The sequence below is a fragment of the Bacillus sp. 105MF genome (genome assembly GCF_000374885.1).
Taxonomy (GTDB): Bacteria; Bacillota; Bacilli; order Bacillales; family Bacillaceae_G; genus Bacillus_A; species Bacillus_A pseudomycoides.
Genome location: NZ_KB895629.1, coordinates 1 through 11,409, shown reverse-complemented (window position 1 = coordinate 11,409; position 11,409 = coordinate 1). Strand labels below are relative to the sequence as shown.

General features: G+C 34.9%; 12 protein-coding genes and 5 pseudogenes. 4 read left to right on the top strand and 13 right to left on the bottom strand.

The window, feature by feature from the left end; all coding sequences use genetic code 11:
- From C564_RS33990 to C564_RS0130075, 7 genes and pseudogenes are all read right to left on the bottom strand, one after another.
- Positions 1 to 555, bottom strand: a pseudogene (locus C564_RS33990) (ABC transporter ATP-binding protein); the annotation flags it as partial.
- A 171-nt stretch (positions 556 to 726) separates the two neighbouring features.
- Positions 727 to 1,068: a DUF1048 domain-containing protein gene (locus tag C564_RS0130100; protein ID WP_018768019.1), complete on the bottom strand. Its 342-nt coding sequence runs from the start codon at positions 1,066 to 1,068 to the stop codon at positions 727 to 729.
- A gap of 71 nt (positions 1,069 to 1,139) precedes the next feature.
- Positions 1,140 to 1,460 carry a PadR family transcriptional regulator gene (locus C564_RS0130095; RefSeq protein ID WP_018768018.1) on the bottom strand — a complete coding sequence of 107 codons (321 nt, stop codon included), beginning with the start codon at positions 1,458 to 1,460 and terminating at the stop codon, positions 1,140 to 1,142.
- Between the two features lie 990 nt (positions 1,461 to 2,450).
- A pseudogene (locus C564_RS0130090) lies at positions 2,451 to 2,726 on the bottom strand (tyrosine-type recombinase/integrase); the annotation flags it as partial.
- Positions 2,723 to 3,175, bottom strand: a pseudogene (locus tag C564_RS37920) (ArpU family phage packaging/lysis transcriptional regulator). The pseudogenes C564_RS0130090 and C564_RS37920, both read right to left, overlap by 4 nt.
- A gap of 258 nt (positions 3,176 to 3,433) precedes the next feature.
- Positions 3,434 to 3,745 carry a hypothetical protein gene (locus C564_RS0130080; RefSeq protein ID WP_018768017.1) on the bottom strand — a complete coding sequence of 104 codons (312 nt, stop codon included), beginning with the start codon at positions 3,743 to 3,745 and terminating at the stop codon, positions 3,434 to 3,436.
- A 51-nt stretch (positions 3,746 to 3,796) separates the two neighbouring features.
- On the bottom strand, positions 3,797 to 4,102 hold the full coding sequence (locus tag C564_RS0130075) for a monooxygenase (RefSeq protein ID WP_003203177.1): 306 nt from the start codon (positions 4,100 to 4,102) through the stop codon (positions 3,797 to 3,799).
- 482 nt (positions 4,103 to 4,584) lie between these two features.
- On the opposite strand from C564_RS0130075, the gene C564_RS0130070 reads away from it, so the two are divergent.
- Complete coding sequence (locus C564_RS0130070) at positions 4,585 to 4,881, top strand: hypothetical protein (protein WP_018768015.1); 297 nt, start codon at positions 4,585 to 4,587, stop codon at positions 4,879 to 4,881.
- An 81-nt stretch (positions 4,882 to 4,962) separates the two neighbouring features.
- Here C564_RS0130070 and C564_RS0130065 read toward each other — a convergent pair whose 3' ends face one another.
- The 4 genes from C564_RS0130065 to C564_RS0130040 form a co-directional block, all read right to left on the bottom strand.
- Complete coding sequence (locus C564_RS0130065) at positions 4,963 to 5,334, bottom strand: hypothetical protein (protein WP_018768014.1); 372 nt, start codon at positions 5,332 to 5,334, stop codon at positions 4,963 to 4,965.
- A gap of 889 nt (positions 5,335 to 6,223) precedes the next feature.
- Entirely contained in the window at positions 6,224 to 6,613 is a 390-nt protein-coding gene (locus tag C564_RS0130055; RefSeq protein ID WP_018768012.1) for a (deoxy)nucleoside triphosphate pyrophosphohydrolase, read from the bottom strand.
- A 222-nt stretch (positions 6,614 to 6,835) separates the two neighbouring features.
- Positions 6,836 to 7,096 carry a hypothetical protein gene (locus C564_RS0130045; RefSeq protein ID WP_018768010.1) on the bottom strand — a complete coding sequence of 87 codons (261 nt, stop codon included), beginning with the start codon at positions 7,094 to 7,096 and terminating at the stop codon, positions 6,836 to 6,838.
- Between the two features lie 99 nt (positions 7,097 to 7,195).
- Positions 7,196 to 7,318, bottom strand: coding sequence for a restriction endonuclease (locus C564_RS0130040; protein ID WP_231382374.1), 123 nt, complete (start codon positions 7,316 to 7,318; stop codon positions 7,196 to 7,198).
- 272 nt (positions 7,319 to 7,590) lie between these two features.
- On the opposite strand from C564_RS0130040, the gene C564_RS0130035 reads away from it, so the two are divergent.
- Together C564_RS0130035 and C564_RS38130 are read left to right on the top strand one after the other, a co-directional pair.
- Entirely contained in the window at positions 7,591 to 8,685 is a 1,095-nt protein-coding gene (locus tag C564_RS0130035) for a response regulator aspartate phosphatase (RefSeq protein ID WP_003209465.1), read from the top strand.
- A complete protein-coding gene (locus tag C564_RS38130) occupies positions 8,682 to 8,804 on the top strand; it encodes a hypothetical protein (RefSeq protein WP_018768008.1) in 123 nt (40 codons plus the stop codon). The genes C564_RS0130035 and C564_RS38130 overlap by 4 nt, the downstream gene beginning before the upstream one ends.
- Positions 8,805 to 8,893: 89 nt before the next feature.
- Here the strand turns inward: C564_RS38130 and C564_RS33030 are convergent.
- Positions 8,894 to 9,502, bottom strand: a pseudogene (locus C564_RS33030) (cellulase family glycosylhydrolase); the annotation flags it as partial.
- 196 nt (positions 9,503 to 9,698) lie between these two features.
- Between C564_RS33030 and C564_RS0130020 the strand changes: the two are divergent.
- The gene (locus tag C564_RS0130020) at positions 9,699 to 11,045 is read left to right on the top strand and encodes an NAD(FAD)-utilizing dehydrogenase (protein ID WP_018768006.1); all 1,347 of its coding nucleotides are present in this window, start codon (positions 9,699 to 9,701) and stop codon (positions 11,043 to 11,045) included.
- Between the two features lie 269 nt (positions 11,046 to 11,314).
- On the opposite strand, the pseudogene C564_RS35845 reads toward C564_RS0130020, so the two are convergent.
- Positions 11,315 to 11,409 (bottom strand): annotated as a pseudogene (locus C564_RS35845) (ABC transporter ATP-binding protein); the annotation flags it as partial.

Sequence of the window (11,409 nt, the reverse complement as noted above, 5' to 3'; positions counted from 1 at the left end):
GTGCCGCCGCCGGCAAGCTCCTTGACGGTATCCCAAACTTCAATCCGCGCTTCGGGATCAAGCCCTGTCGTCGGTTCGTCGAGAAAAATGACTGCTGGCGTCCCGATCAGGCTCATTGCGATGTCAAGCCGGCGCTTCATCCCGCCGGAATATTTGTCCGCCCGGCGGTTGGCCGCATCGGTCAGGCTAAATCTTGCAAGCAGATTGTCAGCGACTTGAGCGGGATTGGAAACTCCCCGCAACTTGGCTATCATCATCAGGTTTTCCCGCCCGGTGAGCATGCCGTCTAAAGCTGCGAACTGTCCTGTCAGGCTGATGCTCTGGCGAGCATAACCCGGTTGACGCTGTACGTCAAAGCCGCAAATACCTACTTCGCCGCCATCTGGCTTCACCAGCGTCGAGAGGATGTTGACCGTCGTCGTCTTGCCCGCTCCATTTGAGCCCAGCAATGCGAAAATGGAGCCACGCTGCACCTCAAAATCCACCCCATTTAAGACCTCCTTGTCTTTAAAAGATTTTTTTTAACCCTTTTACAGAAATCGCTGCATTGCTCATACTTTTTTCCTCCTTATAAAAAATGTTTTGCGAAGCTAGATTGCCTACACTCTCCTATTTAGTCTTACTGATAATCCGTATTACTTAGTACAGAGTTAAAAATATAACTGAATAGCGATGGCGACAATTCACATTTGTAATCAGCTAATCAGTTGGTATTATCTATTGCATTTATTTTTTTCTCAATCGATTCATGATACTCTGATTCAAATCTTCACGATACTTGGCGACATAGGTTTTAGCGTTTGCCACTAGTTCGTCAGCAAAGGACGCCACGTCCTCCCCAGTGATTTCCAGCACTTGTCTACCTTCCGCCGCACCGGCTTCGAACAACTCGATTAATTCATACTGTATGTGTAGCATATCCATCCCGTTGCCCGCTGAGAAATTCCACATGTAGTTTTGAATTTTCTTAAATACAAACTGGTAGTCCTCTGGCAGGGCTCCAACCCGTGCCATCATCATTTTGTACTCTTTTTTATCACCAATCATTTTTTTGAACATTTCCATCATGTTATTTTTCCTCCTTTTTTATAAAGCTGAACAAGACACTCCAAAAATATCGGACGTAATATCTTATGAAGCTAGATTGACTTCAAGACGTTAATTTTTGATGATACAAAATCCCATTTTTTCCAAAACAATTCAAGTTCCTGGCGGCCAGCCTCATTAAGTGAGTAAAACTTGCGGGGCGGCCCCATATCTGACGGTTTTTTTTCCATGTTCACCAGTTTTTTCTTTTCTAATCGCACGAGGATGGTGTAGACCGTTCCTTCCACGACTTCGGTAAACCCAAGCTCGTTCAGGCGGCGGGTAATCTCGTAGCCATAGGTTTCATGGCGGCTGATGATTTCCAGCACGCAGCCTTCCAGCGAACCCTTCAGCATTTCAGTTAAATTTTCCATGTTTAGATCCTCCTCTCCCTCCTCTATTTTGTCTGACTTATATTCAGTATAACAGAGTACTAAGGTGAATTTTTACTAAATAACTTTTGGGAAATCAATCTATTCAGTATTACTTATTACATGTATATTGTATCACCGAGTAGAAAGTGTCCACTATTTTTCTTAAATTTTTTTGCAACCTAACTATTCAGTGGTGTCAGTATCAAGTGTGACTTACTACAAGTATATCGTAACACGTAGTAGATATGCCATCAACTGGATTTTCTAAATATTTTTAAAACCAGCTATTCTCATTGTCATGTTAGGTTAGGTTAACATAACGTCTCATTATAGGCATATTAAAAGGATCTTCTGATTGAAGATCCTTTTAGCTTTAGCAGTTTGTTCAATTAAAGCGCCCGTTAGCTGAATAAGTTCCTTATTCAGAGGAAAATCATACCACCATTATGTACTAAACAGCGGCACCCTTTAAATGCTGCTTATCAAGGAGACCAGCTTATTCATAAAAAAACTTTTGAAAGTAAATGGATGAGAGATTTACATAAACAAATCGAAAGGAAAGATCAAAAAAACAAGGAGGAGCTTTCATTTAATATTGATAATAATGCACTAATTTTTGAATCTGTAATTAATAACATACTTTCTTTAGTAACTTCCATGAGAAATGACAGGAGCAATTCTAACTATTTATTAGTTTGCTTAGGAGTATTTTAGCTACCCTTAATGAAGAAGGCAAAAATGTGATATTAAACATAGTGAAAGAAGAACTAGCTAACTTCAATACAACTAACACGCAGGTATAAAAAATTCATAAATTGTAGGAACCGTTCCACAACTATTCATATTATGTAATTACTGTATGCCAAAATCCCCTTTATTGGTATGACCGAATAAGATATCTAAACTAAATTATATCAATCACTAATAATTGTCTTCTTTTTATCATACTCAATTTCAAACTTAATAATCTTCTCTATTATTAAGTTTAAAATACTCATTATCTTCTCTTTCCTCAATGTACCATCGTAATTCTCTTTTCAATGCTGGAGTCAATTGAATACGCTTCTGCTTTCCTGTTTTCTTTTCTCTCATTGAAATATGACTACCTTTTAAGTCTCCTACCTTCAATTTGAAAATATCGCTAATACGTAATCCTGTATTAATTCCCATTACCAAAAGAATATAATTACGCTCATTCTTTTCCTTGAGGTGCTCTTTAATTTGTTGTATTTGATCTGGATCACGAATAGGTTGAACAAAATTCATAGATCATCCCCTCCATACTGACTTTCTATCTCATACACTTCTAACCTAAGAGCAAAAGCTAGATAGACTTATTACGTCTATCTATATACTCACTCATGCCACTCTCGTTATAAACCATGTAGTCAAATACTTCTTCATCTTCTACATAACGCTTTATAATAATGTCTCTCTGATTCTTACTAAAACGACTTAACGTCTTATCAATCTGAAAAGATAGACGTTTTTATCTTTCCTCACGCTTACTCAATTCCAAATTGGCCAAAGCAACTTCTTCAGCTAGTTTACCTACCATTTTTGTTGGGCCATAATATCTTATTTCACAAGAAGCTGTAACCCTCATTTCTGATCATCCCAAACTGTCTATAAATACGAACGTCTTCAAGAATCTTTTCTAAGCGAGCATGCGTTGCTTTACGATCAATCTTTGGCAAGAAAGTTAATTGATTCATACATAAACACTCCTTGTCTATTTTATTAATAAAATATAAAAAAGCGAACACCAAACTACAGAGCAATATTGCTAACGCTCTTTATAGTTCAATGTCCGCCGGTTCTTCCAGTAGGACTAAATATTCGAGTTTCCTGCACTTCGACATCTATTATATCCTTCGATACATTTAAGATTCAAACATCTTACCATTAATATTTATATATAACTTCTATAGAAAATATCCACTAAATTTCAACTTACAAATAGTATATTGACCCTATTGTTCTTCATATAAATAATAATTTCTATCCTCTGGTAGATGCAAAATAATTATTTTTCTATTACCTTTTTGAAATTCTATAGTATGACCATTTTCACCAAGATATTTCCATCCCTTAGCTTCGTTTATAGGAATAATACTATAATATCTATAAACATTCGGTTTATCCTCTTTAATATAAATGGCTGACATCGGTACAGGAAAATCGTCAATCTTAGAATCTTTATTAGATGTAAAAAGAAATATTAAGCCACCTAACACCGATAGACATACCAAGATAATTATATTTTTTCTTTTAACCCCTTTCATAATAATCACTCCCTTACTTCAACTGTCGAGAATGCCGTGCCGTATTCCTCATTATTTAACATAACCATGATTAAGTTTGGTTAGCTTTTCATTGATGTCAAAAATTCTTACCCTAATATCTTTAACACCAAACGATTGAAGTCTGTTTCTATGCATTTCAGCATATTTTTCAGCATCTTGTTTTTCTTCAAATACATAGATACCTCCAGCTTCTTTTGTGTCTTGATTTTCTGTCCATATTTTCCAATGGAACCCTTCTTCTTCGTTAATACTATTTGCTAAATCCCAAAATGCTTTTGCCATCTCTTCACCAAAAGGACCTTCAAACGGAAAATCAACTTGTAATAGATATGCCATTTTCAATCACTCCCATTTTCAATATTTCTCAATGTAAAGTTCACCAAAAATTTTTTTAATTTGCTAGCTACCAGATAAAAGCTCCCTTTGTACAAAGGATTTTAATCCATTTTTCGGTGATGGATACATTTCTTCAATTTCTTTTGAGAACCGTCACGCTCCTTTTTCGAGAAACGTTGCTAGTGTAGAGGCTGGGTGCTCTTGGATATTTTTCACATTTAGTAAAACTTGTTTTAATCCTGTAATATAATTTTCTAACGATACAGCATTTTTAAGACCTAAAGTTATTTTTTGATACACAGATTTTTCAGGTGCCTAGCAAAATAAAATTTCGAAAGTCTTCTCGGCCTTCAAAATCAATAGTAGTATCATATTATTCTCAACATAATCGCAACAAATTCGCAACATTTTTCATGGACAACAGCACACTTTCTCAACGCATTTAATATCATAATATTAAATATCAAAGCGAGGTGCTCAAAATGACTTGGTTAATCATCTTAGGGTTCATTCTATTATTAAATAAAAGTGGTATAAAATCTTATGGTATTCATGTTATTTTTAAGGTAAATTCAGATACAAAAGCTAAGCCAGGTTGGTCTTTTTCAAATAAGATAGATTTTCAAACGTTAAAAGGTTTATTAAAAAAGAAAAATTTAAATAATCTCAAAAACATTACACTCGGTGAACTCTTTATTCCTGTAGATTTACTTAATAGATTATTAGGTAAAACACTAATTTTCCTCATTTTATTTTTTTACTCACAGTATTTTGGTTAAATACATTATCAGTTAGTTTAATATATCATTAGATACATGAAACTAACGAAACAAAAAACCGCCTATATAGGCGGTTCTCTTTTACGCTTCCAATTTTGCTACCATTTCATCCAATACATTTTCCTTCAGGTACAAAAACGCTGATTCCTCTTCACTCGTCATTCCTCGATGATTATGTATACCGTCCAGCAATAGCCACTCCGCATCCCCTACGATGTTTCTATAACGCATCTTGTCTTCCTCGTAAACTAACATCATCAGCATTTCTTCGGTACTAGCTATTGCCAGTTGTCTTTCGAACTGATCTACATAAAACACCGAAATGGTATCACTCACTCGGTAGATTTCGAATTCGTATGTATGCTTACCTTGTTTGACCTCCACGTTATACCACATTAACTCCTGTCCGCCTGACATTGATATTTCGTATAAGTTCGAATGTGTTTGCACCATTATTAAGCCCCCCTTTTGCGTTTGTTTTTCGCCTTACATATAAAATTTTAACAGATGGATATTAACGGAGTGTAAAGTGGGTGTGAAGTGGGTCTGAAGTCTCGATTAAACAAAAAACACCTCCCTTTACGAGGTACTCTATCGCACATAGCATGTACGGTAGGTAAATATACAAGCGAAATGAAATAAATTTCCATCTATTGTATTATGCGTAATTCATAAGTAAAGGAATGTGATTATTCGTGAGCTTAAATAACGGAAGAAATTGTAACCATACTGCGATTTCTTGTTCAGTTCCTGGTTCCGTTTCCGTTCCGGAAAATGCGAGCAATATCACGATTATGGAGCTATGAGTTCCCACCGAAGCAGTAGCAGGACAAAGAGCACGCGTTCAACTAGATGCAACAATCGGTACAGAAATTTTTGCCGTTCCAGGAGATGAAGTTACTTTTAGTGTCGATGCCATTACGTATCAGCTATTCCGTAATGATGTACCACTTACAGATATACTTGTATCCGGAAACTATAGAACTAATACGGGTGACGAGACGCTCTATACCTTTAATTCTACGTTTTCGTGGGTGGATTTACCGGGAGACACGGTATTTCCGCCAGACCCGATACATTACCGAATTGTAGCGAATGTAGGGGGTTATTTTCATGTAGCAAGAGCTCAAGTTAGAAATCGTGAGTTTGTTGGTGTGGTTCATCCTGTAGATCCTATACTTTCGTCTGATTCTATTTAAAACGGACTAGGCGCGCTATGTAATAAATAAAATCGACTCCGATTACTGAACTGCACCCCAATTGTTAGACACAATTAACAATTGGGATGCAGTTCAGTACAAATCCGGTTTCTTTTTCGTTATAATAGACCCAACATTTTAAATTATAAACACAAGACCTCTACAGTCGGAATATCCGCTTGGGCCCACTTTAGCTCTAATAAATTATTAACATTAACCCATTTGAGTTCTGCATGTTCAAGTGCTTTAGGCACACCGGACTCTATGTATGCTTTATATGTAGTTAGATGAACAATAATATTCTCATACTCATGCTCAACTTCTTCTATTTTTTCACCTACAGTAATAAAACAACCTAGCTCTTCTTTAATCTCACGTAATAGTGCTTCTTCCGGCGCTTCTCCTTCATCAATTTTCCCACCAGGAAATTCCCAATAGTTAGGTAATGACATTGTAGGAGAACGTAATGCACATAGTATTTCATTTTGTTCATTGAATATTACTGCTCCAACAACCGATACTTTTTTCTTCATCGCTAATCACTTCCTTGATATCGTTTCATTCTTTTGCGTTATCTCATCTTCCCGTTTTATTCTGCTCTAGCTTTTTCTTTAATTTCGCAACATCTTCATTTTTATTTAACACATGTAACTTGCGATGACAATTTGCCTTATTTATCTTTGAAAGGAGCATGCTGTTCGCACAATTCACATATACCCTGTGCACGCCTCTTAGCCAACTCAGCTACATATTCATTACGCTGATATGTTTTCGTTTTTTGTAAATCGTTTGTTACTAATAGATATTACCTTTGTAGCACGGTCCTTTAGTTCTTCATAATTTAATCCTCTTGCTTTTTTCATTTCTTGCTCTTGTCGAATCTGAACAATATTCTGAGGAAGTACTACATTCTTAGCCAATAACTGGATTGGAAAAACCCATACTTTTCTATTGATTCCTTGCGTATCCTCCTGAATCTCTTGAAAAGGTTGCTCTATAAGCTTTACTTGCCCCATAAAGATATGTTTATCTGTTTCAAACGCTTCAAATAAATAAACGCCTACTCCATTTTCATTAGAATCATGTAGAGTCTTGTTTTGATTTCCTTCTAGAACTTAATCCCCTTCTTTCCCCATTCCCGTGTAATATAGTGTATCTTCATTCCAACGATCATCGTAAATACCTTTTGTATGACCAGAAAATAATACTAATGTATTTGCTCTTTTAGATTTCCTCATTCCCCCCATATTTCCACATTTGAATCTCTTAGAAATTTCGTTATTATTCTAGATTTGACCGATTACAGATGTTCCGAACGAGAAAGTTCACTACGGTGCGACAGCGCTCCCACTTTTAGGAGAGGCGTGTCAATAAACACAACTTTTGGTTATTTGTTGCTTTAAAAATAAAACTGTTAGACAAATGTTGAGAAATATAGAAACTTAATTTCTATTACATTGTATTCCTGCTATTATTATTTATAAGAATATTTGAAAAAGGAGGGGTTTTCATGAATGTCAAAGTTAAGGGGAATGAACAAATTAAAGAACTATTAAATAATTGGTATCAAGAAATACGTTCACGTAATATAAATAATGCCCATTGTTTAAAAGAAGAAATTGATACTCTTATTCCCAATAAAAAGGCAGACTCAAGCTTATTACTCTACTATTACCTGCTAGATTTCGGATATAACTATTTAGTAGATAATTTGAGTATTTCAAAAAATAGTTTTGATAAAATTGAATCCTTTGATATGCCAACTGATAATTCCCTAGCTTACTACTATCATTTTTATAAAGCTATTCATTCTAACGCAATCGGTAATTATAATCTTGCTAAAGAGCACTATGATAAAGCTGAAGTATTACTTAATCACATCTCTGATGAACTTGAACAAGCTGAATTTTACTATAATTTAGCAACATATCATTATCATATTTACCAAGCACTCTTAGCCATAAAGTATGGGACGAAAGCTAGAGATATATTTTCTGAACACACTGGTTATGAACTCAAAACAGCTTATTGCGATAATTTATTAGGTTTAGCTTGTACACATTTAAGAGAATTTGAACTTGCTGAAGAATATTTTATTACGGCAATGGGGACATTCCAAAAGCAAGAAAATGAAAAAGCAATCTTATTAGTTCGTCATAATTTGGGTTTAATGTATGCCAGTCAAAATATTTCTAGTTCAGCAATTCGATATTTATCAGAAGTTGTTGAGAAGAAGCCTCATCATTACAAAGCAATTTTTGTTAAAGCAAAAGAACATGTCAAACTAAAAGAAGAAGAAATTGCATCCCAACTCATTGAAAAAGGGTTAACCATCTGCAATGACTTAGGTAACAAAGAGTATCAATATCGCTTTACAATCCTAAGAGAAATGAACAAAAAATCTCCTGCTGAAAAACTAGAAAAAGGAGTACTAGCAGGAATGGACTACTTTAAAACAGAAAGATTATGGGAGTACGTTCAAGAATATACCGAGGCATTAGCAGTTCAGTTTCATAACGAAGGAAATTTTGAACAAGGAAGCAAATATTTCTATTTAAGTTATGAAGCTAAAAAAGAAATTTTTAAAAAGGAGGCGTTAAAGTGAAAAAAGTATTATTAGGAATGCTGTTGATTACATTTCTAGCAGTAAGCACACATACTTCAGTTGGAACTCAAACAGTTACTAATCTTATACAAAGTTTAGCCGACGGTGATACAGGTTGAATTATTAACAAAAAAGAACGCAATCCCAAAAGTGGGATTGCGTTCTTTTTTATAATCCCGTACCACCCTTTTTAACTTTAATGACATTTTTACTTCTTGTGAGATTGCAAATCATTTTTCAATACATCCCAAAGTGGATTCTCTTGACGTATTGGCTTACCTTCTTCGTCCCATTTTATCTTTCCTGTTCCGAGTTCATAATTCATTCCTGTCCAAGTATCTTCACGAAATGCGTAGAACGATTGATGCCAACCTTTTTGATTGAATATAGAAATAAGGTCTTTCATATATTGAGTGGCTCCTGGAACAGTACGATTAATTCCAAATTCCTCAGCAATAATTCGATTAGATGGTACATGATTTTTCTTAGACCACTGGTGAATAGGATGCGAAAATTTTTCTAATCCCTTTTTATTCCACATAACAGGTTTCTCTAAATCTCCTACTTTTACAATCCCAGGATATTGATACTCTTTATTTTGATTTTCTCGTTGACTTGTTAATTCATACGGCTCATACATATGAAATGCGTACAGCGTTTTATTATCCTTGACGGGTTTCAGATATTTAAAAGCCCAAGGAGTGGCGTATAGACCTGAATCTAATATAATGGGTGTTTCTTTGTCTACTTCACGAATGGAGGTAACGACCTTTTGATAGAATTTATTTAAATCTGCTGTAGTACCTTCCACTTTTGCATTACTCTATTGATTTTATGAGAATATATCTTTCAAAGGACTTTAAAGCATTTTATATTACATACGGTGATCCTTCTGAAAATTAAGATAAAAAAACATTCACCTCTCTAATCAATGTGAGCCATTTCCAAACGTTGAAAATTTGTTATACACTAGGAAAATAGCAAGCAAACTATTCAATAGCAGGTGAAAAAATATGTATGATGTTACAATCATCGGTGCTGGAGTAAGCGCTGTTTTTATGGCTTATGCATTAGCCCAAAGCAACAAAAATATCTTAATTCTTGATAAAGGTAAGCCATTAGAATATCGAAATTGTCCTTTAGAACAAGGGGAATTATGTAACTGTAATGCATGTGACAAATATTTTGGTTTTGGTGGTCTAGGAAAATCTGAAGGGAAATTTAATTACACAAACGGGTTTGGAGGAGAACTTGAGAAAAAAATAGGTAAAGAAGTTTTTATAAAACTAATGGATGAAGTAGATAAGATCCTATGTCGTTTTGGTGGAAATTCAATTCTAAAATACTCCACATACAATCCAAATATCACCAAAAAAGCCGAAGCATGTGGTTTACAAATGCTAACAACACAAGTAAGGCATCTAGGCACTACACTTTCGATCGACATTTTTCAGCAACTCTACAAATATTTACGTGACAAGATAGATATCCAGTTTCGCATAAATGTACAACATATTGTTAAACAGAAACAATATTTTAAAATTACTACAAATCAAGGAATAGTTCATTCTAAGCAATTAGTATTTGCAACTGGACGCTCCGGGGCGGATTGGTTAAAAGAAATGTGCTCTTCCCTTGAAATTGCTCAGGAGCAGACCCGTGTAGACCTAGGTATTCGAGTAGAGATGAAAGAACATCAATTACGCTCAATATTAAAAGACACATTTGAAACAAAACTCTCTTATCAAGATGACAATTTCACAGCAACTACCTATTGTATGAACCCCAAAGGGCGTATTGTTCGTAAGTATGAAGAAGGTTTAGTTATGCCTGATGGACAAAATTTTCGAGAACAAAAAACCGGCACTTCTAACTTAAATTTCACGTTATTTATCCCACGTTATTTCCCTACTCTGACAGAAGCAAATTTATACGCGAGTACAATTATAAAAGGAATTAACCAAGGACGAGATCGAATTGTTGTACAGCGTTTGGAGGATTTATTGAAGGGACAACCTACCTTGGAAAAGATGATGAAATATAATCATATACAACCTACACTACAGGGGGATTATGGAGATCTTAATAAAGAAATCCCTCAATTATACATTGAAGGACTCAAAGAATTTTTGCTACGTTTAGAACAATTTATCGGAGAACCTATCGATAAGGATACTTTACTATATGGAATTGATGGGAAATTTTATGCTCCTACGATTAAAATCAATGAAAGGTTTGAAACAACTATTACTGGATTGTATTTAATTGGAGATTGTTCAGGTATTACTCATTCATTATCTCAAGCAGCAGCAAGTGGCCTATATGTAGGAAAGTGTTTATCTAATAGCTCTGCACTATAATTATAAAGAATAGTTAATTCTTCATATACAACAAATAACATCATTACTTGGCACTCCCCCCTAAAGGGAATAGTAGGAAAACCTTATGGTCTTATATCATATTCCCATTTATGAGTGCATTCTGTTAATATGTATCCTACTTTTCCTATTAAAAAGCCTAATTTCTCAATTTATTGTAGAGAAATTAGGCTTTTTTCATCACTCCATTAAAGCGCCCTATAGTTTAATGACTTGATTTACTGATTATATCTTCAATCACTCACTTTGAACTATATAGATATAGTTTTTGTTGCAACTGTTTGTTGAAATGCCTTATCATGCTCAACAATAACCATTGTGGGATTAAATTGTTGAATAAGCTCTT

Coding starts and splice junctions, on each gene's coding strand:
- C564_RS0130040 (WP_231382374.1), bottom strand. CDS start 7,318: ATGAGGAAATCTAAAAGAGCAAATACATTAGTATTATTTTCTGGTCAT.
- C564_RS0130020 (WP_018768006.1), top strand. CDS start 9,699: ATGTATGATGTTACAATCATCGGTGCTGGAGTAAGCGCTGTTTTTATG.
- C564_RS0130080 (WP_018768017.1), bottom strand. CDS start 3,745: ATGAAAGGGGTTAAAAGAAAAAATATAATTATCTTGGTATGTCTATCG.
- C564_RS0130070 (WP_018768015.1), top strand. CDS start 4,585: ATGACTTGGTTAATCATCTTAGGGTTCATTCTATTATTAAATAAAAGT.
- C564_RS0130055 (WP_018768012.1), bottom strand. CDS start 6,613: ATGAAGAAAAAAGTATCGGTTGTTGGAGCAGTAATATTCAATGAACAA.
- C564_RS0130035 (WP_003209465.1), top strand. CDS start 7,591: ATGAATGTCAAAGTTAAGGGGAATGAACAAATTAAAGAACTATTAAAT.
- C564_RS0130065 (WP_018768014.1), bottom strand. CDS start 5,334: ATGGTGCAAACACATTCGAACTTATACGAAATATCAATGTCAGGCGGA.
- C564_RS0130045 (WP_018768010.1), bottom strand. CDS start 7,096: ATGGGGCAAGTAAAGCTTATAGAGCAACCTTTTCAAGAGATTCAGGAG.
- C564_RS0130075 (WP_003203177.1), bottom strand. CDS start 4,102: ATGGCATATCTATTACAAGTTGATTTTCCGTTTGAAGGTCCTTTTGGT.
- C564_RS0130100 (WP_018768019.1), bottom strand. CDS start 1,068: ATGATGGAAATGTTCAAAAAAATGATTGGTGATAAAAAAGAGTACAAA.
- C564_RS0130095 (WP_018768018.1), bottom strand. CDS start 1,460: ATGGAAAATTTAACTGAAATGCTGAAGGGTTCGCTGGAAGGCTGCGTG.